Origin of the sequence: Paraburkholderia sp. PREW-6R, assembly GCF_039621805.1 — a bacterium.
Classification (GTDB): Bacteria; Pseudomonadota; Gammaproteobacteria; order Burkholderiales; family Burkholderiaceae; genus Paraburkholderia.
Window position 1 is genome coordinate 157223 of record NZ_CP155074.1, and the last position, 23092, is coordinate 180314.

Consider the following 23092-nt stretch of genomic DNA (forward strand, 5'->3'; position numbering starts at 1 on the left):
CCTGGTTCTGCGCAGCGCGGTTCCCGCCCGCTGAATGAATGCTTCGTCTCCCACGGCGTCGCCGTTAATCGAGGCAATCTACCGGAAGCCCTTCGCTTTCGAGGAGTTGCAGGATGGCGAAAATCTCTGCAGGCGTTGGTCCGAAGTATCCACAAGTCGTCGTGCTGTTCGGCGCAACAGGCGACCTTTCGCGGCGTAAGCTTTTGCCGGGCTTGTTTCACCTGTCGCGTGCCGGATTCATTCCGGGCTGCAAGATCATCGCGGTGGCACTGGACGACATCCACATCGACGACTTTCGTCGCATGGCGCGAGCCGCACTCGACGAGTTTTCCACCCGCAAGGTCGACGAATCCGAATGGGAGGCGTTCGCCGCCAACCTCGACTACATGCCGTTGACGGCGGGCGCCGAGGCGCTGCGGCCCGCGGTCCTGAATGCGGAGAAGGGTTTCGACGGCGAGTGCCGTCGGCTGCACTACCTGAGTGTGCCGCCCAATGCCGCGCTTTCCGCAGTTGGCATGCTCAATGAAGCGGGCCTCGTGGAGCGCTCGCGGATCATCATGGAAAAACCGTTCGGCACCGACCTGGCGAGTTCGGTTTCGCTGAATGCCCGCCTGCACGAAGTGTTCGAAGAGGAGCAGATTTTCCGCATCGATCACTTTCTCGGCAAGGAGCCGGCGCAGAACATTCTCGCTTTCCGGTTTGCGAATGGTCTTTTCGAGCCCATCTGGAATCGCAATTTTATCGACCACGTTCAGATCGATGTGCCGGAAACGCTCGGCCTCGGCAAGCGCGCCGGTTTTTACGAGCAGACGGGCGCGTTTCGCGACATGGTCGTGACGCACCTGTTCCAGATTCTCGCGTTCATGGCAATGGAGCCGCCCACGTCGCTGGAACCCTCGCCGATCAGCGAAGAAAAGAACAAGGTGTTTCGCAGCATGCTGCCGATCCAGCCGACCGATGTCGTGCGAGGGCAATACACCGGCTACCGGTCGGAAGAAGGCGTGAGCCCGGAATCGGAAACGGAGACGTTCATTGCGCTCAAATGCTCGATCGACAACTGGCGCTGGGCCGGCGTGCCGTTCTATCTGCGTACGGGCAAGCGGCTTGCCGAAGGTCAGCGCATCATTTCCATTGCCTTTCGCGAGCCGCCGAAAAGCATGTTTCCAGCAGGCTCGGGCGTCGGTTCGCAGGGCCCGGATCATCTGACGTTCGATCTCGCCGATGCGTCCAAGATGTCGCTGTCGTTTTATGGCAAACGGCCGGGCCCCGGCATGCGGCTCGATAAACTGAGCCTGCAGTTCGCGATGCGCGACACGGGACTCATCGGCGATGTGCTCGAAGCCTACGAGCGTCTGATCCTCGACGCCATGCGCGGAGATCGCACGCTGTTCACCACGGCAGAGGGTATCGAGCGACTCTGGGAGGTATCCACGGCATTGCTCGAATCGCCGCCGCCGGTGCGCTTTTACGCACCGGGCTCGTGGGGACCGAATGCGATTCACCAACTCGTCGCGCCGCGCGCATGGCGTCTGCCGTTCGAGCGCGCGTGGCGCGACCCGAACGCGCTGGGCAGTTGAAGCGCAGGCCGTTGCGTTGCCGGCTATCTGGACGCGCCTCGTCTTTGCTCCGACTGCACTCTGTCGGGCTGCAGCCATCGCCGCGTATCACGTCGTCCACATGATGCCTTTACAATTCGGCACTCTGATTCGAGAATTGTGAACCGCGCCATGAAAAACCATCTCGCTTCGACACTCGCTGTAGTCATCGTCGCCACGGCGTTGACGTCGGCGGCCCATGCGCAATCACCGGCTAGCGGTGACGCGCCCGGAGAAGCATGTGGGATCGGCTACGTCACCGGTGTCGGTGGCTCGTCGCAGAGCGTGCACGAGTATCTCGCCGCTGCGGATAGAGACCGCTATCGCTACATCGCCGATAACCCGATTCAATGCAAGGTCTCCGATGAAGGCCGCGCATCCGACTGCACGGGCATCACCACCTTCAGTCACGAAAAAGTGAGCGTGTACGACGACGTCGACAGCGCAACGATGGCCGTGGTCGCCAAGGTCGAACTCGATCACGGGACGTATCCGGCGATCATCGTTGTGCCGAGGAAGGATCTCAGTTGTGCGGAGTAGCGGCGGCCCACGCCACCGCGTCGGCGCCGGCCGGTAGACGGAACGGGCAAGCGGGGTCATTGGCGGCGCGCCACACGGCCTCCGCCACGTCTTCGGACCGTGTGACCTCGGACGACTCCTGCATCCGCGCATACACGCTTTGCGTGAGGCTCGCATATGCATCGGGGACCGGGCCTTGCATCCGGGGCCGCGCGTTCTCGCCAAAGCGCGTATCCGGCGCACGCCCGGGCAGAACGAGCTTGACCCGAACGTTGAACGGCTGGAGTTCCAGCGCGACGGACTCCGTGAACGCATTGACCGCCGCCTTGCTCGCGGTGTACACGGCAAGCAGCGGGAGCGGCCTCAATGTCACGGACGACGTGACGTTCACGATGACTCCCGTCTTGCGCTCCCTGAATTGCGGCAGCAGCGCCTGCGTCACGGCGATCGTGCCGAGCGTGTTGGTCTCGAAAACTTCACGGGCTGTCTGCATCGACATGCCCTCCAGTGCGCTCAACACTCCGATGCCCGCGTTGTTCACGAGCACATCGACGGGGCCTGCCGCATCCACCGCCTGGCGAATGCTGTCGGCGTCGGTCACGTCGAGTGCGAGTACACGCAGCCGCCCGGAGCGGGGCAGCAGGTCCTCGCGAGGCGAGCGCATCGTAGCGATCACAGTCCAGTCGCGATCCAGAAAGTAACGCGCGGTTTCCAGGCCGAAGCCCGATGAGCAGCCGGTAATCAGAACGGTTTTCATGCGGATTCCTTCAATGAGCAGGCCGCGACAATGCAGCCAGGCCACCACGATAAGCGTCGGAGACCGGACTTGCTACAATCGAAAGTCCATGTTTCGTTCGCAGGAGTCCGGCTATGGTTGATCCGCTTGCGGAGGTCGTTTCGCTGCTCCAGCCCTTTGCCGGATTCTCGAAGGTCGTAAGCGGCGCAGGTCGCTGGGGCGTGCGCCGCTCGGAAGCGGGGCGACCGTTTTATTGCGTGGTCCTCGAAGGTTCATGCCGGCTTGCGGTGAATGGGCAAGAGCCGCTCACGCTGGTACAACACGACTTCGTGCTGATTCCGGCCGCCTATGACTTCACGATGTCGAGTCTCGAACCCGCGACAGAAAAAGACTTCGACATCCCGCCGGTCATGCTGCGTCAGGGCGAGTTCAGAACCGGCGTTCAAAACGGCGCGGCCGACGTTCGTGCCCTGGTGGGCTACTGCGTTTTCGGTTCGCCGGACGCGGCGTTGCTGGTATCGCTGTTGCCGCAGATCGTGCATGTGCGCGGTGAGCGAAGACTGGCTACGATCGTGCAACTGGTCGGCGAGGAGTCGCGCGAAAACCGGCCGGCGCGCGACGTGGTTCTGGCTCGCCTGCTGGAAGTGCTGATGATCGAAGCCCTGCGCTCCTCGGCAGGAACCGGCGCGTCGGCGGGCCTGTTGCGCGGCCTCGCCGACGAGCGCCTCGGCGTCGCGATACGACGCATGCACGAAAGTCCCACCAGGCAGTGGACCGTCGCGGAACTCGCGAGCGAAGCGGCACTGTCGCGCTCGGCATTTTTCGAGCGGTTCAGCCGTGCCGTGGGCACGGCTCCGATGGAGTATCTGCTCGCGTGGCGCATGGCACTCGCGAAGAACATGCTGCGGCGGAACGAGGGCGGGGTTGCGGAGGTGGCGCAGCGCGTGGGTTACAACTCTGCGAGCGCGTTCAGCGTCGCGTTTGCGCGTCATGTCGAGCTGCCGCCAACCCACTACGTTCGCGAGCAGATGGCCAATGGCGGCGCTTGATTGAATCCGCATTTTTCTCGCCCGGAATCAGGCCGCTGATGAACCGTTCGAAGCCGCAACCTGTCACACGTGGAGTGCATAATCGTCGGTCCACTCCTGGAGAAGAAGTCATGGCCCAAAACGAATACGTGATTTTCAAGGGAAAGGTGACACTCGGTGTGCCGTTCCTCGAAGGCTACAAGGGCGACCCGCACTACGTGATCGTGAGTGAAACGGCGAACGGTGAGCAGTTCCGCATTGTCACGAACGTAAAGTCCGACAGTTCGCTGACGGGCCCGGCCGGCTATCTGGTGCTGTACGAGTGGAATCAGAACTTCGAGCATCCCATGATTGCGCAGCTTCAACAGTTGCCGGCCGGTGTCGGCACTGCCGGCTTCCCGACCCTCGACTACGTGCACGATGCCAATCTGGTCGACCTCAGCAGCATGAAGCCGATTCCGCTCGACACGCAAACCGAACATAACGACATCAATGCGCTGCTGAACGAGATGCTTCAGCTCGACATGTCGGCACCCCCGGTCGATTTCGTTTATCCCACGCCGACCTACAACGACAACCGTCGCGGCTGGAAGCCGGCTGCGGACGTCACTGTGTATGGATTCGGATTCCTGTTCGAGCCGCAGAAAGACGGCTTGCACGAAACCCACATGAATCAGGGCAACCCGAAGGAGCCCAAAGGCGGCAAGGTAAGAGACCATTCGTCGGAGAATGGCGTGAATCAGGACGGCGCCGTGATCGTCGAAGTGAATGGCAAATTTCAGGCGCTCTTCGTCGCGTTCCAGACGCAGCTCGTGCCAACCGACGCCCACGGTAACCCGATCCCCGGCGAGTCGCATCCCATACTCGGCTAGCGCGCCAGTTTGCGCATGTGTCACGGCGAAACGCCGGGCCGGACGGTGCCGCTCGATGAGCGGCACCGCTTAACGCCGAAAGAGCGCGTTGGGGAAAGCGGGTAATGGGCAGAGAGAAGCGGTTGCGCTTCGCGCGCCGGTATCGGATGAGCCGGGTAATGCGATGGGCACGACGGCCAGTATCTCGGCGATTCCTTTTGTCGATGCGCTGACCGCGAGATTCGCCACGTCCGCGATATCGACCCAGGTGCAACGGGTAATCTCATTGCTGGGTACGGGATGTTCTCCGTCATTGATTTGCGCGGCAAAGACGTGGTGGCACGTGCGTGTTCCCGTGAAGCCGAACAGATAGTGCAGATCGATGGCGCGCAGACAGGTTTCTTCCATCAACTCGCGTCGCGCAGTCTCACGAAGATCTTCCCCTGCCTCAGGCTTGCCGCCAGGCAGCGACCAGCGGGTGCCTTCGCGGCTGACCAGCAGGATTCGCCTGTCGAGGCGGCAGACGACGGTTGCTCGTTGCTTCACAGTGTCTCTTGTCATTTTTCCGTTCGGGCAGAACGGTGCAAGTGCAATCGTCAGGCTTGAATATGACAGGCGTGTGGCGCGCGGGTAGCGGTTGCCTGCGCGCGGTCGATCAGTCGACTTAGTGAACCGATTCGAGCGTGCCGGTGGCCGACAGGTGCCGCAGCGCGCGGTCGCCGTCGTGCCGGGCGGCCGCCTCGGCGGGAAAGGTCGTCTCGCTATAGCCGATCACCTTGAACCCCGACCCTGCGGAACGAGGGATCGTAATACCCCAATGCCAGCCGCCGTCCTGCTCGAAGACATGTAAGACAGCAGCGGCTGATGCGTGTGAAGCTTCATAGGTCGTCATGGCGCGTTCTCCCCTCGCAGCACAAACATGAGCGGAAGTGCAGACTCGACTGGCAGTTTACCCTCATTTTGTTGCGCTGCAATATTGACCCTGTTGCAAAAATGTCAATTCGGCAATCGCCACAATTTTGAAATCTCGTTGCATGCGATAAGGCGTGCGATTATGAAGGCGTGGTTCAAAGAAGATCGTAAATGACGGGGTGTTTTATGAGTAGCCATTCACTCATCTGGGCGGCTGTGCCGCACAACAGCGACGGCGTGGTTTTCCAGATTCGTCTTGTTTTCGGTTTGCAGCGCTTTCATGTTTCGCGCAGCGTGCTTGAAAAGGCATTCAAACTCGAGCGCAAAGCTTCTGACGCGAAGCAACTCGAACTCTTCTACGCGCAGCTTGAATGCATTGTGTCCGGCGCCAGTGCAAAGCGTTCCATTGCGGGAATGGACACCCTCGCTCTTGCCGCGGACGACTTCATTGTCGAGCGCAACGAGTCGCGTCATGCAACGTCCGGTGCCATCGCGCAAAGCGCAATGTAATCGCCCACGGTCGACGTTGGTCAAGTGTGCGGGTGACGGTGTGACGCTGCCGAGGCAGCTTGTGTCATCACTTCGCTGCGCCTACTAGCGCGAACGCATCGTACGTGGGATCAATCGGCGTATGCGGCATATGCGTGATCGCTTCTTCGACGAGCGGCTCGCATGCGCTGTAGTCCGAACCAATACTGTCGCTGTGCGCCTGCGGGAAATTGATCGCCTCCACCTTGCCGCCCCAGCGATCGACCGTAGCAGTCATGCTGCATTTGCCGGCACCGCCTACTTTCACGTCGAGCAACACCAGCGTCATATCGAGCGCTGAGTCCGAGTTCGAGAAATTCCACTGCGCTGTCATGCGATCGGCGGGTCCGCCGGTATTGACGACCTTCATGGTCTTGTCGGGAATTCCAACCGACTGCACGAGATCCTGAATGTTCGAGCCGACAAGTTCGCCTTTCGGCTCTCGTGCTTCATGCATGCGATAAGTCGCACAGCCTGACAGGAAGATGAAAAGAAAGCTGACCGAGAATGTCAGGGTTCGCACGGATAGGTTCTCCGGTTGGGCGCGTGGTCATTCGTCACGCGGCAGTTGGCACAAAAAGACGGCGCATAAAACGCAAGGCAATACACGCCGCAACAAAAAGCGACTCGTCACTAAACGGATCGCACCGCACAGAGATAGTTCAAACGAATGCTGGAAGTGGACGCCCTCGCGGGCCAGTAGTTCGACAGAGCGCATCTCGCTGCGCCTTACCGCGCGTTACGGTTCCGTTATGACGGGCGCCTGACGACGTGTGCAATCTTCTGATGCCGGGCAGCGTGCGCGCCGACGCATGCGCAATCAATCGCGTCTCGCTTTCCTCCTTCCTGCCGGCTCACCGCCCGTTTTGCCAATCGGCTTGCCGGCCATCTAATTTATTTATTGGTCGCCGCACGGCCGGATGAGCAACGCTGGGCTCGTCGCGCCGCGCATTGAAAGCCGCGAGCGCCAGTCGGGACGCGGGTTAAACGGATCGTGCCGGCTTACAAAGCCATCGCTTGAGCGCGTAACCGCCACTCAAGAAACGGAAGCTCGGTGGTTTACCCGGACTTTTGGCACGCATGCGCAATTTGTACCGTTGATGCAAAGACGCATGCACTCCCGGCTATCCGATTGCGCGTCCACGATAGAAGAGCCGGAGAAGACGCATCACCTTTGCAGCACTCGCCGCGCGTAGACATCGCGCAGGCGAACCCAAAGAGTTTTGAAGGAGTACAGGTATGGCCCGCATCATCGGAGGCATTGCCGCCTCGCATACACCCACCATTGGTTTCGCATTCGACAAGAACAAACGCGACGATCCCGTGTGGGCGCCCATCTTCGAGAACTTCGCGCCGCTCGCCGACTGGCTCGCCGAAAAGCGTCCCGACGTTCTGCTGCTTATCTATAACGACCACGTCACATCGTTTTTCTTCGACCACTATTCGGCGTTCACGCTTGGCGTCGGCCCGCAGTGGCACGTCGCGGACGAAGGCGGCGGCGCGCGCGATCTGCCGCCTATTCACGGGCATCCGGCACTTGCCGCGCACATCGGCACGTCGCTGATGACCGACGAGTTCGACATGTCGTTCTTTCAGAACAAGGCGCTCGATCACGGCTGCTTTTCGCCGCTTTCGATGCTTTGCCCGCACATGCCCGAATGGCCGGTGAAACTCGTGCCGCTGCAAATGGGGGTGCTGCAGCTTCCCGTGCCAGGCGCGCGGCGCTTCTACAAGCTCGGTCAGGCGTTGCGTCGCGCGATCGAAAGTTATCCGGAAGATATCAAGGTTGCGATTGTCGCGACGGGCGGTCTCTCGCATCAGGTGCATGGCGAACGCGCGGGCTTCAACAACACGGAATGGGACCAGCGCTTCCTCGATCTTTTCGAGAACGACCCTGAACAGCTCGCCGACATGACGATTGCCGAATACGCGGAACTCGGTGGTTTCGAAGGCGCAGAAGTCATCATGTGGCTGACGATGCGCGGCGCGCTGTCGTCCAACGTGGTTTGCAAGCATCGCAGCTACTACCTGCCGTCGATGGCGGGTATCGCGACCGCGATCTACGAGGGCGAAGACGACGAAACGAAACCATCGATCCTCGAACGTCACCGGCAAAAAATGGCGGTTCAGCTGACCGATGTCGAAAAGCTCGCGGGCACCTACCCGTTTTCGATCGAAGTCGCGGTGCGCGCCTACCGGATCAACGACTACCTTCACCGCATGGTCGAACCGGCGCACCGCGAAGCATTCGTCAGAGACCCGGAAGCGAGCTTCGAGGTAGCAGGTTTGAGCGAGCAGGAGCGTGACCTGATCCGCCGCCGTGACTGGCGCGGCCTGCTGCACTATGGCGTGATCTTCTTCATGCTCGAAAAGCTCGGCGCCGTGACGGGTGTGTCGAATCTCCACATTTACGCGGCAATGCGCGGCGAAACGCTGGAAGACTTCCAGCGCACGCGCAATGCGCCCGGCGCGCTGTACTCCGTCGCGGGAAAGAGCGCGGGCAAACTCGATTGGGATACCGCGGAAAAAGGCAGGAACTGACGGCGGCATGTGCCCGCGCCGATGCTTCGCCAAAGGCGTGGCATCGAAACCAGAAAAGGTAATGCATGGCGGCGCATACGGCGCGGCGGCGAATGTGACGCCGCAAAGCCAGAGCAAGGAGACAGGAGTCAATCGTGACAAACGGAAAAGTAATCGACATCAAGGCTTTCATCGACGCGCGAGCGATATCGCCCTACCAGTGGCTGCTGGTCGCGCTGTGCTTTCTCGTCGTGACGGCGGACGGCATGGACGTGGCGATCATGGGGTTCGTCGCGCCGTCGATCATCCACGACTGGGGCATATCGCGCCCGGCGTTCGGTCTCGTAATGAGCGCCGCTCCGCTCGGTCTCGTGATCGGCGCGTTGGCCGCGGGCCCGGCTTCGGACCGTATCGGTCGCAAACGGGTGTTGATTACGTCGGTATTTCTGTTCGGGCTGTTCACGATCGCCACGGCGTTCACTCACTCGCCGGTGGAGATGGCGACGCTGCGGCTGCTGACCGGTATCGGCCTCGGCGCCGCAATGCCGAATACCACGACGCTTCTGTCTGAGTACGCGCCGCAGCGCAAGCGTTCGTTGATGATCACGATCATGTTCACCGGCTTCAATCTCGGTTCGGCACTGATCGGTTTCGCCGCCGGCTGGCTGATTCCCGCGCATGGTTGGCGCGCAGTCCTGGTTTTTGGCGGTGCGCTGCCGTTGGCACTCATCCCGCTGCAAATGTGGCTGCTGCCGGAGTCCGCGCGACTACTGGCGGTGCGCGGCGCAGCGCCGGCGCGTATCGGCGCCGTGCTCGGCAAGGTTTGCGGCGCGCGCTTTAACGGCGACGAGGTGTTCGTCTCGAACGAGCCGCCGCTGCCTACGCGCAAGCCGATCGGTGTGCTGTTCTCGCACGGCTACGGCTTCATGACGGCGGCCTTGTGGGTCACCTATTTCATGGGCCTGCTGGTCATCTATCTGCTCACTGGCTGGCTGCCCACGTTGATGAAAGACGCCGGATTGACAGTCACGACCGCGGCGAACGTCACGGCAATGTTCCAGATCGGTGGGACGTTGGGCGCGATTCTGGTCGGCTGGATGATGGACAAGGTGCGGCCGGCGCCGGTGATCAGCGCCGCATACCTGGGTGGCGGTCTGTGCGTGCTCGCGTTGGGCTGGATGGGCGCGTTGTCGTCGTCGCTGGCAGCGCTGGTTTTTGCTGCGGGCTTCTGCATGAGCGGCGCGCAAACCGGGCTGAATGCGTTTGCGCCGGGCCGCTATCCAACGGTTGCGCGTGCAACGGGTGTGAGCTGGATGCTCGGCATGGGCCGCTTCGGCAGCATTTTCGGCTCCGCGATCGGCGGCGCGCTGCTCGGTCTCGGCTGGCAGTTCGGTGCGATTCTCGCGATGCTCGCCGTGCCCGCGACGCTGGCCGCGCTCGCCATCCTGGCTGCTCAACGCGCGCGAGCCGGCGAGCCGGCCGCGCAGCCGAAGGTGGCGCACTAACCATTCAGGACGATGCCGCGCATCGCACCGTCCGATCACGATCAACCGCATGGAGTAACGATGATCATCGACATTCACGGCCACTACACGACAGCGCCCAAAGCGCTGGAGCAGTGGCGCAACCGGCAGATCGCCGGCATCGACAGCCCTGCTGAAAGGCCCGCTGTGTCCGAGTTGCGGATCAGCGACGACGAGTTGCGCGAATCGATCGAAAGCAACCAGTTGCGGCTGATGCGCGAGCGCGGGGTGGATCTCACGATCTTCAGTCCGCGTGCGAGCTTCATGGCGCATCACACCGGCGACTTCGAGGTGTCCAGCACGTGGGCGGCAATCTGCAACGAGCTGTGCTATCGCGTGAGTCAGCTGTTCCCCGCTCACTTCATTCCGGCCGCCATGCTGCCGCAAAGCCCGGGCGTGGATGTCCGCACGTGTCTGCCCGAACTCGTCAGATGCGTGGAGCAGTACGGCAACGTGGCGATCAATCTGAATCCGGACCCGTCGGGCGGTCACTGGACCAGCCCGCCGCTGTCGGACCGCTACTGGTATCCGATCTACGAGAAGATGGTCGAGTACGACATCCCCGCAATGATTCATGTGAGCACGAGTTGCAACGCGTGCTTTCACACGACCGGCGCGCACTACCTGAATGCGGATACGACCGCGTTCATGCAGTGCCTTACGTCCGACCTGTTCCGCGATTTCCCGACGCTGCGCTTCGTGATTCCGCACGGAGGCGGCGCGGTGCCGTATCACTGGGGACGTTTTCGCGGTCTTGCGCAGGAACTCAAAAAGCCGCTGCTGAAAGACCATCTGCTCAACAACGTGTTTTTCGATACCTGCGTGTATCACCAGCCCGGAATCGATCTGCTTACCCGCGTGATTCCGGTAGAGAACATCCTGTTCGCGAGCGAGATGATCGGCGCGGTGCGCGGTATCGATCCCGAAACCGGCCACAATTTCGACGACACGAAACGCTATATCGAAGCCGCGCACATCGACGCCGACGAGCGGTACAAGATATATGAAGGTAACGCGCGTCGCGTTTACCCGCGCCTCGATGCGGCTTTGAAAAGGAAGGATAACTGACCATGTACGAACTCGGTGTCGTGTATCGCAACATTCAACGCGCGGACAACAAAGTGGCCGCGCAGCTCGGCGCGCTCGGCAGTGCAACCGTTCATGAAGCGATGGGCCGCGTCGGGCTGCTCAAACCGTATATGCGGCCGATCTACACCGGCGCTCGCGCTGCCGGCACCGCTGTCACCGTGTTGTTGCAGCCGGGCGATAACTGGATGCTGCACGTCGCGGCGGAGCAGATCCAGCCGGGCGATATCGTGATTGCCGGCGTGACCGCGGAATGCACGGACGGCTATTTCGGCGACCTGCTCGCCACGAGCTTTCAGGCGCGCGGTGCGCGGGGGCTGGTCATCGACGCCGGCGTGCGCGATGTTGCCGTGCTCACTGACATGCGGTTCCCGGTCTGGAGCAAAGCCATCTCTGCGAAGGGCACGATCAAGGCGACGCTCGGCTCGGTGAACATTCCACTCGTCTGCGCAGGCGCGCTCGTGCATCCGGGCGATGTGGTCGTTGCGGACGACGACGGCGTGGTGGTGGTGCCGTCGGCGTTGGCTTCGGACGTGCTCGACAAAGCGGTGGCGCGTGAAGCGCTCGAAGGCGAAAAGCGCGCGACCCTCGCGAGCGGTGTGCTCGGACTCGACATGTACAGCATGCGCGAACCATTGCGAAAGGCCGGTCTGCGTTACATCGATTGAGAAGGGCGGCGAACATGGTCATTGGGCACACCGTGAGCGGGCCCATCACCGGCATCTCGTCGATGGCGACTCGCGGTGTGCTTGCGGAACTCGCGGATGAGTATGCGCGATCATCGGGTCAGCGGGTCATGATCGAGTCGGTGGGCGGTGTGGATGCGGCGCAGCGCGTGCAGAACGGCGAAGCATTCGACTTCGTGGTGCTGGCCGCTGGCGCGATAAACAGGCTGGAGGACGCCGGCCGCGTGCTAGCCGGAAGCCGGGTCGATCTCGCGCGCTCGGGCGTGGCGATCGCCGTTGCAGCGGGCGCGCCGCAACCGGATATCAGCACCGAGGCGGCACTGCGCAGCGCCGTGCTCGCTGCGCGCAGCATCGGTTTTTCCACCGGGCCGAGCGGCTTGCATCTGGCTTGCCTGTTCGAGCGCTGGGGCATTGCCGACACGGTCGGCCAGCGCATCGTGCAAGCGCCACCCGGCGTGCCGGTGGGCGAGCTTATCGCGCGCGGCGAGGTCGAGCTGGGATTCCAGCAACTGAGCGAACTGATCGACCTGCCGGGAATCGACGTGATCGGGCCCATGCCCGGTGCCGCCCAGACCGTCACGGTCTTTTCTGCCGGCATTTGCACGACGTCCCAGCAGAAGGAAAGCGCAGGCACGTTCCTGTCTTTTCTCGCATCGTCACGAAGCGACGCCGCGAAACTGAGTCACGGCATGGAGCCCGTTCAAGCGCGGCTTTGACAGCGCCTTTGTGCTTCCCAATCTTCTAACGCCGTAATTCGCCGGGGCCTTTGCCGGTCCATCGCTTGAGCGCGCGACGGAAATTCGCCGGATCGCTGAAGCCGAGCAGCATCGCAATGTCGTCGGTGCTCATTTTGGTTGTTTTCAGATACTCGGTTGCCAGCGAGCAACGCACGTCATCCACGATCGCCACGAACGACGTACCCTCGCTTTCCAGGCGCCGCCGCAGCGTTCGGGTCGTCATTTTCAACGCGCTCGCGATGACTTCCATGCCAGGGAACTCGCCGGGTTTGCGCATCAGGATCTGATACACCTCGCCCGATACACCCACCGATGTTTTCGCCTGGCCTATCAGTCTGTCGCAGGTCTCCTGCAGCAACGTGGCCGTGAGCCGGTGCGCCAGTTGAGGCTTCTGTTCCAGGATCCCGCTGTCGTAGTGAAGCTCGCATTGCGGCTCGTCGAAATAGCACGGACAGCCGAGATACTTCGGATAGAGATCCGCATGCGCCGGCGCCGGATACGAGAAGCACGCCCGGGTTGGCGGACAGGTGCGGCCGGCCACATCCTGAAGATGGGTCACGTGTTGCGTGAACTGCTGTTCGAGCAGGAACGCGCGCAACTCAGGCGATGGGCTCGAAATGAACGCATCGGGAAAGGTCCAGATGCCTTCGTCGGGGTACTCGGTCCACTCGATCGTGAGCGTGGGCGTGGCCAGCTGGTGGTACTTCACACCGAGGCGGAAATAGTCACGCAGCGAGAGACAGGACATCAGCGCGTAGCCGTACATGCCGTAAGCGGACAGATGCAGGCGCGAACCCACGAGAAACGGCGTCTCGGGACTGCACGACAGCAGAATTGCGTTTCTGCAGACAATGCCGTATTGCCGCACGGACGTGAGCGCGGACGCATCGTAAATCCGGTCCGCCGCGACGCCGCTGCCTTTCAGGCTGTGCTCGCGCGGGATGCCCTGCTCGCTGAGTACTTCCACCAGCGCGGCAATCTTGTACGGCGCGTAAATACGCTCGTTTTGCAACGGCAATCTGGACGACACCGCGTTCGACCTCCGAATGTCCCGGGACAACATCTGCCTGTCCGAAAATGACCTTACGAACTGGATCGTATCTCACTAGTATCCGTATCACAACACGTCGTCCTGCAACAGGACCGTCGGACAAACAGGAGATACGCTTGCTCAATCGTAAAGTCATCATTTCTTGCGCGATTACCGGCGCGACGCATACGCCGTCCATGTCCGAGTTCTTGCCGCTGACGCCGGCGCAAATCGCGTCGCAGTCGATCGAAGCCGCCCACGCTGGCGCGGCGATTCTTCACCTGCACGCGAGAGAGCCGTCCGATGGGCAGCCGACGCCGTCGCCCGACGTGTTCAGCCAATTCGTGCCCGCGATCGTCGAGGCAACCGACGCGGTCATCAACATCACGACGGGCGGCAGCACCCGCATGACCCTGGCGGACCGGCTGGCCTACCCGCGTCTTGCCAGACCGGAAATGTGCTCGCTGAACATGGGCTCCATGAACTTTTCGATTCACCCGATCGCCGCGAAGATGGCGTCCTGGCGCTACGAGTGGGAGAAGGGTTTCATTGAGGGAATGGAAGACACGATCTTCCGCAATACGTTTCGCGACATCAAAACCATCATGCTCGAACTCGGCGAACACGGCACGCGCTTCGAGTTCGAGTGCTATGACGTGGGGCATCTGTATAACCTCGCGCATTTCGTCGAACAGGGTCTCGTCAAGCCGCCATTCTTCATCCAGATGGTATTCGGCATTCTTGGCGGACTCGGCGCGGAACCGGAGAACATGGCGGTCATGCGCACGACGGCGGATCGTCTGTTCGGGCGTGAGAACTATCAGTTCTCGGTGCTTGGCGCGGGCCGGCATCAAATGGCTTTCGTCACGATGGGCGCCATCATGGGCGGCAACGTGCGCGTCGGTCTGGAAGACAGCGTCTTTCTGTCGAAGGGCGTGAAGGCCGAGACCAATGCGCAGCAGGTGCGCAAGATCCGGCGCATTCTCGAAGAGCTTTCGTTCGAAATCGCCACACCCGCCGAAGCACGGCAGATGCTCGGCCTCAAAGGCGCCGACAAGGTCAACTTCCAGGCAGCCGCATCGGCGGCGTAAATGAGCGGCAAACGGCCGCGAACTCGAAGCAGCCAAAACAACAACGAGCAAACTTTGGTGGAGACAACATGGCAACCCAACCGACAGGCGCGGACAGTGGCGCTTTACACCGTATCGCGACGCATAAGGCGATGGTGCGGCTCATCCCGCTCATGTGCGCAATCTATTTCATGTCGTACCTCGACCGCACCAACGTATCGCTCGCCAAGGCGCGGCTCGCCGCCGACCTCGGCATCAGCGCCGCGGCATACGGGCTCGGCGCCGGCATTTTCTTTCTCGGCTATGCGTTGCTCGAAGTACCGAGCAATCTCGCCGCGCATCGCGTCGGGCCGCGCCGCTGGATCGCGCGGATCGCGGTTACGTGGGGCGCGCTGTCGGCGTCGATGATGTTCGTTCAGGGCGAGTGGTCGTTCTACGCAATCCGCGTGTTGCTCGGCATCGCCGAGGCCGGCCTCTTTCCGGCGCTGATGTACATGGTGACCATGTGGTTCGCCCCGCAGGACCGCTCGGTCGCGGTGGGATGGATCTACACGGCGCCCGCGCTCGCGCTGGTGATCGGCAATCCGCTGGGTGGCGCCTTCATGCAGATGGACGGATTCGCCGGCCTGCACGGCTGGCAGTGGCTCTTTTTGCTGGAGGGGTTGCCGACCATCCTCGTCGGTGTGCTTTTGTGGTTCAAGCTGCCGGAGAAGCCGTCCGACGCGCGCTGGCTGTCGCAGGAGGAAGCCCGCGTGCTCGAAGCGCGCGCCGTGCCCGACGCTGCACACGCCAGAATCCTGTCGGATGACTGGCTGGCCGCTTTGAAGCGCCCGGCGACCGTGCTGACCGGACTGATCTATTTCCTGAATCAGGTGGCGTTCGTCGGGCTCGTGTTCTTTACGCCCGCGATGATCCAGCAAATGCACGTGCAGTCGCCCTTCATGGTCGGCGTGTTGTCGAGCAGTGTCGGCATTGGCTTTCTGCTGGGCGTGCTGGTGCTGCCACGCATTCATCGGCGGGTCGGCAACGATTGCGTGTATCTCGGCATGCTGACGGCGGGCCTGATCGTGAGCGCGGTCCTGTTCATCTCGTCCGCGTGGCTGCCGGCGCAACTCGCCCTTTTTGTCGCGACGGCCTTTTTCGCAGGCGGCGTACTGCCGCTTTACTGGGCGATTTCGATGAAGCGTCTGCATGGCATCCAGGCCGCCGCCGGCCTTGCGTTCATCAACACCATTGGGCTGATTGGCGGGTTCGTCGGGCCCTATCTGTTCGGACTCGCGGAAAGCGCGTCGGGCAAGAGCGCGTCGGGCTTTTCGGTGGTGGTCGGCGCATCGGTCGTCGGGCTCATCCTCGTGCCGATGCTGGCCAAAGCAATCCAGTCCGAGAGCCGCCCGGCGGAGTCGCACGAAGCGCTGCTCAATATCGAACGATAAGCCTAAGCGCATCGGCGCGCGTTGCTTCGGGTTGGAGTCCATATCGAAGCCATGCGCGTTCGTCCTACCATGAAGGCCCTTTTTCATCAAAACGAGTCGAAACAATGAGGCTGAATAGCAAAGTAAGCATTGTCACGGGAGCGGGACAGGGCATCGGTGCCGCGACGGCGCTCAAGTTTGCGCAAGAAGGCGCGACCGTCGCGGTGTGCGACGTCAATCATGCTGCGGTCAGCGCGGTCGTCGCCGCCTGTCAGGAGGCGGGCGCGCAGGCGGTTGGCTTCACACTCGACGTGACCCGCCGCGAAGCGGTGGACGCCATGGTCGCGAACGTACTGGAGCGCTACGGCAGGATCGACGTGCTCGTGAATAACGCCGGCATTACCCGCGACGCACGCCTTCAGAAAATGACGATCGAACAGTTCGACGACGTGATCGACGTCAATCTGCGTGGCGTCTTCCAGGCCTCGCAAGCGGTGGCGGAAAGCATGGTCAAGCAAGGTGCGGGCGTGATCCTGAACGCAAGTTCGGTGGTCGGCATTTACGGCAACTACGGCCAGACCAACTATGCGGCTTCCAAGTTCGGCGTGATCGGGTTCACCAAGACATGGAGCCGCGAGCTGGGACCGAAAGGCGTGCGCGTCAATGCGGTTGCGCCGGGCTTCATCGACACGACGATCCTCGCGACGATTCCGGACGACGTACTCGCGAAAATGCGCGAACAGGTGCCGCTGCGCAGGCTGGGCAAACCAGAGGAGGTCGCGAATGTCTACGCCTTTCTGGCGAGCGACGAAGCAAGTTATATCAACGGCGCCGTGATCGAGGTATCCGGCGGAATGTCGTTGTAATCAGTCAGGGAGAGCGATGAAAACGGTTGACCTTCTCAAGCCGGCACCAGGCTTGCGCGTATTGATTTCGGGCGCGGCTGCGGGCATTGGCGCCGCCATTGCGCAGGCGTTTCTCGACGTCGACGCGGCAGTCTATGTTTGCGACGTCGATCCGCTGGCGATCGACAAAGTGAAAGCGGCGCACCCGCGGCTTCATGCGGGTGTCGCGGACGTTGCGGATCGCGAGCAGGTGGACCGCGTGATCGACGACGCGCGCAGCAAGCTCGGCGGCCTCGATATTCTCGTGAACAACGCAGGCATTGCCGGCCCGACTGGCGCGGTGGAAGACATCGAACCCGAGCAGTGGGAGCGCACTGTGTCGACCAATCTCAACAGCCAGTATTACTTCCTGCACAAGGCCGTGCCGGTGCTGAAGGCAACGTCGCAGAATCCCTGCATCATTGCCATGGCCTCGGTGGCGGGGCGCCTGGGGTATCCGTATCGCACGCCGTACGCGGCGACCAAGTGGGCGATTGTCGGCCTGGTTAAATCGCTGGCCGGCGAGCTGGGGCCGAGCAACGTACGCGTCAACGCGATCTTGCCCGGCGTGGTGGAAGGCGAGCGCATGGATCGCGTGATTTCGGCCCGAGCCGACGCGCTCGGTATCGGCTTCGAGCAGATGAAAAACGAGTACCTGCAGAAAATTTCGTTGCGACGCATGGTGACGGTGCAGGACGTAGCGGCGTTAGCGCTCTTCCTTGCTTCTCCGGCCGGTCAGAACATATCGGGCCAGGCCATCAGCGTCGATGGAAACGTCGAGTATCTGTGAACTTGGAGCAGCCAAAGGGCGGCAGCGCATGGGCGCCTCCGCCCTCATCCGTGCTCACTCGAAGTAGTTCAAGCCCAATGCGCCCTTGACCTCGGACACGGTTTGTCCCGCGACTTCGCGTGCGCGCATCGTGCCGCGACGGAGAATGGCCAGCACCTCGGCGCGGTCGCTTTCGAACTCGCTGCGACGCGCGCGGATCGGTTCGATCAATGCCTGCAGACGCTCGTTCAATACGCGCTTGACCACGCTGTCGCCCAGGCCGCCGCGACGGTAATGGGCTTTCAGCTCGTCCACTTTCTGCACGTCGGGCTCGAACGCGTCGAGGAACATGAACACCACGTTGCCCTCTACCTGACCCGGATCGCTCACGCGCAGGTGATTCGGGTCGGTGTACATGTTGTTGACTGCTTTCGTGATCTCGTCGGGCGTGGAGCCAAGTGTGATGGCGTTGCCGAGCGACTTGCTCATCTTCGCCTTGCCGTCGATGCCGGGCAGCCGCGTGACCTGCGACAACACCGCCTCGCATTCCACCAGCACTTCCCGCTCGACGGTATTGTTGAAGCGGCGCACGAGTTCGTTGGTTTGCTCGATCATCGGTAACTGGTCGTCGCCCACCGGCACACGCGTTGCCTTGAACGCGGTGATGTCCGCCGCCTGGCTCACCGGATAGGTCAGGAAGCCGGCCGGAATATCGCGTTCGAAACCGCGCAAGCGGATCTCTTCCTTGATGGTCGGATTACGTTCAAGACGCGCGACCGTGACCAGGTTGAGCAGGTACTGCGTCAATTCGGCCAGTTCCGGCACTTGCGACTGAACGAAAATCGTCGACTTGGCCGGATCGATGCCGACTGCCAGGTAGTCGAGCGCGACTTCGATCACGTTCTCCGTCACCTTCTGATGGCGCCCGACGTTATCGGTCAGCGCCTGCGTGTCGGCGAGCAGCAGGAACTGCTGCGCCTCGTGCTGCAACTGGACGCGCGCGCGCAAAGAGCCGATGTAGTGGCCGAGATGTAGCGGGCCGGTGGTCCGGTCGCCGGTGAGAATGGTGGGGCGAGTTGCGAGTGTCATGCTCTGGTATTCCATTTTTGTCGACATCGCCGGCCTTCAGCGTGCAGATACGAAAATGCCGCCTGGGCTGGCGGCATCACGTTTTCGATGTGCAGGAAGAAACGGGCCGCCGGTTTTCAGGCGCGCCACCAACGATGCTGGCTCGGCGAGGTCGGTTGCAGATTCATGCGCCCGAGTATATCGCAGCGTCCGGGTGGGCCGTCAATTTGCGGCCCGACCGCGCGCCGATGCTCGCGCAACCCTGCCGCGCGTACGGCCGGAGAACGGGTCATGCAAGCGCCGCCATGCGCGCGCCGAGCCATCCACGCAAGGCGTCGACCTCTTCACCGCACACGGAGTGCGGCATCGGATATGCATGCCAGGCGACGTCATGACCTTGCGCGAGCGCGAAGTCGCGCGCGGCTTCGCCGAGCTGGATGGGCAGTACATCGTCGAAAGCGCCGTGGGCGGCGAAAATCGGCGTATGGCGGTTTGCCGGCGCAATGCGGCTTTCGATGAAAGCGCGTGACGGCACGTAGCCTGACAGCACGATCAGGCCGCCCAGCGTGTCGCGATGTGTGAGGCCAGCCGTGTAGGTCATCGCCGCGCCTTGTGAAAAGCCCGCGAGGAAAATTTTCGAAGTGGGAATGCCGCGCTGGTTTTGCGCGGCGATCAGCTGCCGCACGCTCGCGCACGACGCATCGAGACCGGCTTCGTCGACCTGTCGTTCGATGGACTGGAACGACAGGATGTCATACCAGGCGCGCATCACGTAGCCGTTGTTAGCGGTGACGGCCATTTCGGGCGCGTTCGGAAACACGAAGCGCACGGCGGGCCCACTGGCGAGACGTAATTCGGGGACGAGCGGCACGAAGTCGTTGGCATCGGCGCCGAGACCATGCAGCACGATTACTGCAAATTCGGGATTCGGCGCGGTGTCGATTTCAATCGGCGGTGGCGTGGGATTCATGGATGGCGGCTCCGAGGCGCGAAAGGTGTCAGATGACAGGGACCAGAATGAGCACGATAGCAAACAGCGACACGACCCATGCCAGTGAGCGCAAATAGGGAATGCCGGCCGCGTAGAGGGGCACGTACACGACACGCGCCAGCAGGTAGAGCCATGCGCCCCACGCCGTCAGTGCACCCTCGCGGCCTGCCACATGCGCGATCAGGATGGCGACCGCGAACACGGGCAGCGTTTCGAACAGATTGCGTTGCGCACGCATGAGCCGGCCCGTAAGCCGGCCGACTGGCGGCCCGGGTTCATCGCGCGGTCCCGCGTTGTATTTCACGCCGGTTTCGCGATTACGGAGCAGCGCGGGCAACAGGACCTGTACCAGTGCGAGAACCAGTGTCCATGCAAGAAGAGTGAGTTCGATGCTCATGCTGTGTTCCCGGGTTGAATCGATCGAGTCTATCGCAACGCATGTGCCGGTCCTGCGTCTGATCCGGCCGGATCAAAACGCATCCATGAATCGACCAGAAACGGAAACGTATGATGAATAGACATGGCTCACGACCGACTGCGACTGCGGAAAGATGTTGAGTCGCGGCGGTCCGCGCCACGCTTATGTGTGGCCCATTACGTGGACCTTTAGGCCGAATTCGTTGATATGCACGCGCTGTCAGGTCCATTACAGTTCGCATTCGTCTGAGATAATCGCCGGGAATTTGCAGCACGGGATCACTCCAGCCTGATGTGAAACCAGGCCGTGAAGTGCCGGCCTCTCAGGGCTATGAATACCGAATGAAATGGGCAGGAGGAGACGTGACGAACCATGTTCCAGCGGTTTTCCATCAGGAGTCCGATGCACGTCGCCGCACTACGCGCGCCCGGATGATTCCAGTCACAGCCGCTGTTCTATGGTGCATTGCGCCATGGCAGGTGCATGCAGCGGGCCTGTTGCCGGCAGGCGGACACATCCTCGTCGGCGGCGGCACGATAACCGGCAACGGCACGACCCTGACGATTAATCAGCCGTCAGGGCGCGGCGTGATCAACTGGGACAGTTTCTCGATCGGCGCCAACAACCATGTTGTTTTTGCCAACGGCAATGGCGCTACGCTGAACCGTGTGACAGGCGGCTCGCCGTCGCTGATCCTCGGCTCGCTCACCGCGAGCGGCAGCGTGTATCTCATCAATCCTCAAGGCGTGCTGGTCGGACCGACTGGCGTGATCTCCACGGGCGGCCGCTTCGTTGCGTCCACGCTCGACGCCGACAATGCGGCCTTCATGAGCGGCGGTCCGCTCACGCTGTCCGGCAGTTCCAGTGCGGGCATCATCAACCTCGGGTCGATCGCGTCGAGCGGTGGTGATGTCTTCCTCATTGCGCGCGAGATCGTCAACGGGGGCACGGTCAGCGCGCCCAACGGGACCGCGGAACTCGCGGCGGCCCAGCAGGTGCTGCTGCAGGATTCGTCATCGGGCAAGCAGGTGTTCGTGCAGGCCGGGACGGGCGGCACGATCCTGAACGATGGCGCGATTCAGGCGGCGCAGGTCAATCTGCAGGCAATGGATGGCAACATCTACGCGCTGGCGGGCAATCACGAGGCCATCCGCGCGACCGGCACGGCGACGCGCGACGGCCACGTGTGGCTCGTCGCGGGACATGGCGCCGTGAGCACCGGCGGCACGATCAGCGCAACCGGCGGCACCGTCGACATGAGCGCGGACACGCTGACGCTCCCCGCCGGCGGCACGACGGTCACCGCGAACCAGTGGAATCTTTCGACCCCCGGCTTCACGGTCGACGCCAATGCCGCCCGCGCGTTGTCGACGAGCCTCGGCAACGGCACGTCGGTCAATGTGCAAACCGCGGGCAGTAGCAGCAATAGCGGCGACATCAACGTGAATTCGGGAATCAGCTGGCAGGGAAGCGGTTCGCTGACGCTCGCCGCCTATCACACGGTGAACGTCGGCCGGGGCGTGACGATCGGCAATCGGGGCAGCGGCAATCTGACGCTTCGCGCCGACGCCGCGAGTCTCGACAACGGCGGCACGGTTGCGAATCAAGGCGTCATCGACTGGTCGCGCAGCACGGGTATCGTGAATGCACTGTACGACATGAGCGCGACGTATAGCGCGGGAACGCTGTTGTCCAATTCCGCGTGGACCGCCGCGCCGGGCAGCGGCCAGGTCACGCAGATCACCGCATACAAGCTGGTGAACAACGTCGCCGATCTGCAGAACGTGTCGCAGGACCTGGCGGGCAATTACGCGCTCGGCAAGGACGTCGACGCAAGCGGCGTCACGCTCACGCCGCTCGGCAACCAGACGACACCCTTTACCGGCCAGTTCGACGGTATGTGGCATAACGTGCTCAACGCAAACATCCAGATCGCCGACTTTGGCAAGGACTTGTCGTCAGGTCTGTTCGGCGTGGTCGGGCAAACGGGCGTGTTGCGCGATGTCGGTGTCGAGAACGGTTCGGTCAGCACGAGTCTGAATGGAAGCGGCATTCTTGCCGGCGTCAACGAGGGCTTGATCACGTACGCGCATACCACGGGTACGGCCGGTGAGTTCCAGCAGGAAGGAACGGCGTTCGGCGGCCTCGTCGGCAGCAACCAGGGCACTGTCGAGCGCTCGTGGAGCAGCGCATCCGTTTCGGGCGACGATGCGAACGGCGGCCTTGTCGGCAACAACAACGGCTTGATCACGCAGTCGTACGCAACCGGTAGTGTCTCGCCTACATTTTCGACCGGGTTCGGCGGCGGTCTGGTCGGGGTCAATAACGGCACGATCAGCGAGTCGTTCGCCACGGGCGCCGTTGCTTCCCGTTTTATGCCGACGCATGGCGTGCTCGGCTTCGGCTCCGGCACAGTGGCGTCGAACGTTTACTGGAACACGGAAACCACAGGGCAGGCAACGGGCGGCGGCTCGCTGCCGGCCTCAAACGGATTGACGACCGCGCAGATGAGCGACCCGGCGAACTTCGCAGGCTACGACTTCAGCGCGAACGGCGTGTGGGTGATGCCGGCCTACGCGAGCCATCCGGTGTTAAGAGAACCGGGCACACAGTAAGCGTTCGCGTGAGGGACGTGACGCTTCCGGTCATCCCTCGCGTGGCGTTCCGTTCCGCGCTTTCACGGAAGGAGGAGGTATGGCCTGCCTGTCGCAACCCCAATCTCTGCCACT

General features: G+C 62.1%; 23 protein-coding genes. 15 read left to right on the forward strand and 8 right to left on the reverse strand.

Features of this window, described 5'->3' with window-relative positions; genetic code table 11:
* The first annotated feature begins 113 nt into the window (after positions 1-113).
* Positions 114-1577 (forward strand): glucose-6-phosphate dehydrogenase, encoded by a 1464-nt coding sequence (zwf, locus tag AAGS40_RS16000; protein WP_345815758.1) that lies wholly within the window; start codon positions 114-116, stop codon positions 1575-1577.
* A gap of 150 nt (positions 1578-1727) precedes the next feature.
* Positions 1728-2135: a hypothetical protein gene (locus AAGS40_RS16005; protein ID WP_345815759.1), complete on the forward strand. Its 408-nt coding sequence runs from the start codon at positions 1728-1730 to the stop codon at positions 2133-2135.
* Here the strand turns inward: AAGS40_RS16005 and AAGS40_RS16010 are convergent.
* Complete coding sequence (locus AAGS40_RS16010; protein ID WP_345815760.1) at positions 2119-2871, reverse strand: SDR family oxidoreductase; 753 nt, start codon at positions 2869-2871, stop codon at positions 2119-2121. The genes AAGS40_RS16005 and AAGS40_RS16010 overlap by 17 nt on opposite strands.
* 113 nt (positions 2872-2984) lie before the next feature.
* Here AAGS40_RS16010 and AAGS40_RS16015 point away from each other — a divergent pair, with 113 nt between their 5' ends.
* Both AAGS40_RS16015 and AAGS40_RS16020 read left to right on the forward strand, forming a co-directional pair.
* Positions 2985-3899, forward strand: coding sequence for an AraC family transcriptional regulator (locus AAGS40_RS16015; RefSeq protein ID WP_345815761.1), 915 nt, complete (start codon positions 2985-2987; stop codon positions 3897-3899).
* 110 nt (positions 3900-4009) lie between these two features.
* A complete protein-coding gene (locus AAGS40_RS16020) occupies positions 4010-4750 on the forward strand; it encodes a DUF2278 family protein (RefSeq protein ID WP_345815762.1) in 741 nt (246 codons plus the stop codon).
* Positions 4751-4819: 69 nt separating this feature from the next.
* Here the strand turns inward: AAGS40_RS16020 and AAGS40_RS16025 are convergent, their stop codons facing one another.
* Both AAGS40_RS16025 and AAGS40_RS16030 read right to left on the reverse strand, forming a co-directional pair.
* The gene (locus AAGS40_RS16025; RefSeq protein ID WP_345815763.1) at positions 4820-5290 is read right to left on the reverse strand and encodes an NUDIX domain-containing protein; all 471 of its coding nucleotides are present in this window, start codon (positions 5288-5290) and stop codon (positions 4820-4822) included.
* 103 nt (positions 5291-5393) lie between these two features.
* Complete coding sequence (locus AAGS40_RS16030; protein WP_345815764.1) at positions 5394-5621, reverse strand: hypothetical protein; 228 nt, start codon at positions 5619-5621, stop codon at positions 5394-5396.
* A 206-nt stretch (positions 5622-5827) separates the two neighbouring features.
* Here AAGS40_RS16030 and AAGS40_RS16035 point away from each other — a divergent pair, with 206 nt between their 5' ends.
* A complete protein-coding gene (locus AAGS40_RS16035) occupies positions 5828-6151 on the forward strand; it encodes a hypothetical protein (protein WP_345815765.1) in 324 nt (107 codons plus the stop codon).
* Between the two features lie 67 nt (positions 6152-6218).
* Here the strand turns inward: AAGS40_RS16035 and AAGS40_RS16040 are convergent, their stop codons facing one another.
* The gene (locus tag AAGS40_RS16040; RefSeq protein WP_345815766.1) at positions 6219-6692 is read right to left on the reverse strand and encodes a hypothetical protein; all 474 of its coding nucleotides are present in this window, start codon (positions 6690-6692) and stop codon (positions 6219-6221) included.
* Between the two features lie 716 nt (positions 6693-7408).
* Between AAGS40_RS16040 and AAGS40_RS16045 the strand changes: the two genes are divergently transcribed.
* The 5 genes from AAGS40_RS16045 to AAGS40_RS16065 all read left to right on the forward strand — a co-directional run bounded on the left by AAGS40_RS16045 (position 7409) and on the right by AAGS40_RS16065 (position 12700).
* The gene (locus tag AAGS40_RS16045) at positions 7409-8710 is read left to right on the forward strand and encodes a gallate dioxygenase (protein WP_345815767.1); all 1302 of its coding nucleotides are present in this window, start codon (positions 7409-7411) and stop codon (positions 8708-8710) included.
* Positions 8711-8844: 134 nt separating this feature from the next.
* Positions 8845-10194, forward strand: coding sequence for an aromatic acid/H+ symport family MFS transporter (locus AAGS40_RS16050; protein WP_345815768.1), 1350 nt, complete (start codon positions 8845-8847; stop codon positions 10192-10194).
* Between the two features lie 60 nt (positions 10195-10254).
* Positions 10255-11280, forward strand: coding sequence for an amidohydrolase family protein (locus AAGS40_RS16055; RefSeq protein WP_345815769.1), 1026 nt, complete (start codon positions 10255-10257; stop codon positions 11278-11280).
* 2 nt (positions 11281-11282) lie between these two features.
* Positions 11283-11966 (forward strand): 4-carboxy-4-hydroxy-2-oxoadipate aldolase/oxaloacetate decarboxylase, encoded by a 684-nt coding sequence (gene ligK / locus AAGS40_RS16060; RefSeq protein ID WP_345815770.1) that lies wholly within the window; start codon positions 11283-11285, stop codon positions 11964-11966.
* Positions 11967-11980: 14 nt separating this feature from the next.
* Positions 11981-12700 (forward strand): substrate-binding domain-containing protein, encoded by a 720-nt coding sequence (locus AAGS40_RS16065; RefSeq protein WP_345815771.1) that lies wholly within the window; start codon positions 11981-11983, stop codon positions 12698-12700.
* A gap of 25 nt (positions 12701-12725) precedes the next feature.
* Here the strand turns inward: AAGS40_RS16065 and AAGS40_RS16070 are convergent, their stop codons facing one another.
* Positions 12726-13751, reverse strand: coding sequence for an AraC family transcriptional regulator (locus AAGS40_RS16070; RefSeq protein WP_345815772.1), 1026 nt, complete (start codon positions 13749-13751; stop codon positions 12726-12728).
* Between the two features lie 131 nt (positions 13752-13882).
* On the opposite strand from AAGS40_RS16070, the gene AAGS40_RS16075 reads away from it, so the two are divergent.
* The 4 genes from AAGS40_RS16075 (at position 13883) to AAGS40_RS16090 (ending at position 17907) form a co-directional block, all read left to right on the forward strand.
* Entirely contained in the window at positions 13883-14842 is a 960-nt protein-coding gene (locus AAGS40_RS16075; RefSeq protein WP_345816580.1) for a 3-keto-5-aminohexanoate cleavage protein, read from the forward strand.
* A gap of 68 nt (positions 14843-14910) precedes the next feature.
* A complete protein-coding gene (locus AAGS40_RS16080; RefSeq protein ID WP_345815773.1) occupies positions 14911-16254 on the forward strand; it encodes an MFS transporter in 1344 nt (447 codons plus the stop codon).
* A gap of 104 nt (positions 16255-16358) precedes the next feature.
* Entirely contained in the window at positions 16359-17099 is a 741-nt protein-coding gene (fabG, locus tag AAGS40_RS16085; RefSeq protein WP_345815774.1) for a 3-oxoacyl-[acyl-carrier-protein] reductase, read from the forward strand.
* Between the two features lie 16 nt (positions 17100-17115).
* The gene (locus tag AAGS40_RS16090) at positions 17116-17907 is read left to right on the forward strand and encodes an SDR family oxidoreductase (protein ID WP_345815775.1); all 792 of its coding nucleotides are present in this window, start codon (positions 17116-17118) and stop codon (positions 17905-17907) included.
* 54 nt (positions 17908-17961) lie between these two features.
* Here AAGS40_RS16090 and trpS read toward each other — a convergent pair whose 3' ends face one another.
* The 3 genes from trpS to AAGS40_RS16105 all read right to left on the reverse strand — a co-directional run bounded on the left by trpS (position 17962) and on the right by AAGS40_RS16105 (position 20342).
* Entirely contained in the window at positions 17962-18975 is a 1014-nt protein-coding gene (gene trpS, locus AAGS40_RS16095) for a tryptophan--tRNA ligase (protein WP_345815776.1), read from the reverse strand.
* A 268-nt stretch (positions 18976-19243) separates the two neighbouring features.
* A complete protein-coding gene (locus tag AAGS40_RS16100; protein WP_345815777.1) occupies positions 19244-19924 on the reverse strand; it encodes an alpha/beta hydrolase in 681 nt (226 codons plus the stop codon).
* A 28-nt stretch (positions 19925-19952) separates the two neighbouring features.
* Positions 19953-20342 (reverse strand): MAPEG family protein, encoded by a 390-nt coding sequence (locus AAGS40_RS16105; RefSeq protein WP_345815778.1) that lies wholly within the window; start codon positions 20340-20342, stop codon positions 19953-19955.
* Positions 20343-20794: 452 nt separating this feature from the next.
* Between AAGS40_RS16105 and AAGS40_RS16110 the strand changes: the two genes are divergently transcribed.
* Positions 20795-22978 carry a filamentous hemagglutinin N-terminal domain-containing protein gene (locus AAGS40_RS16110; RefSeq protein ID WP_345816581.1) on the forward strand — a complete coding sequence of 728 codons (2184 nt, stop codon included), beginning with the start codon at positions 20795-20797 and terminating at the stop codon, positions 22976-22978.
* Positions 22979-23092 lie beyond the last annotated feature (114 nt).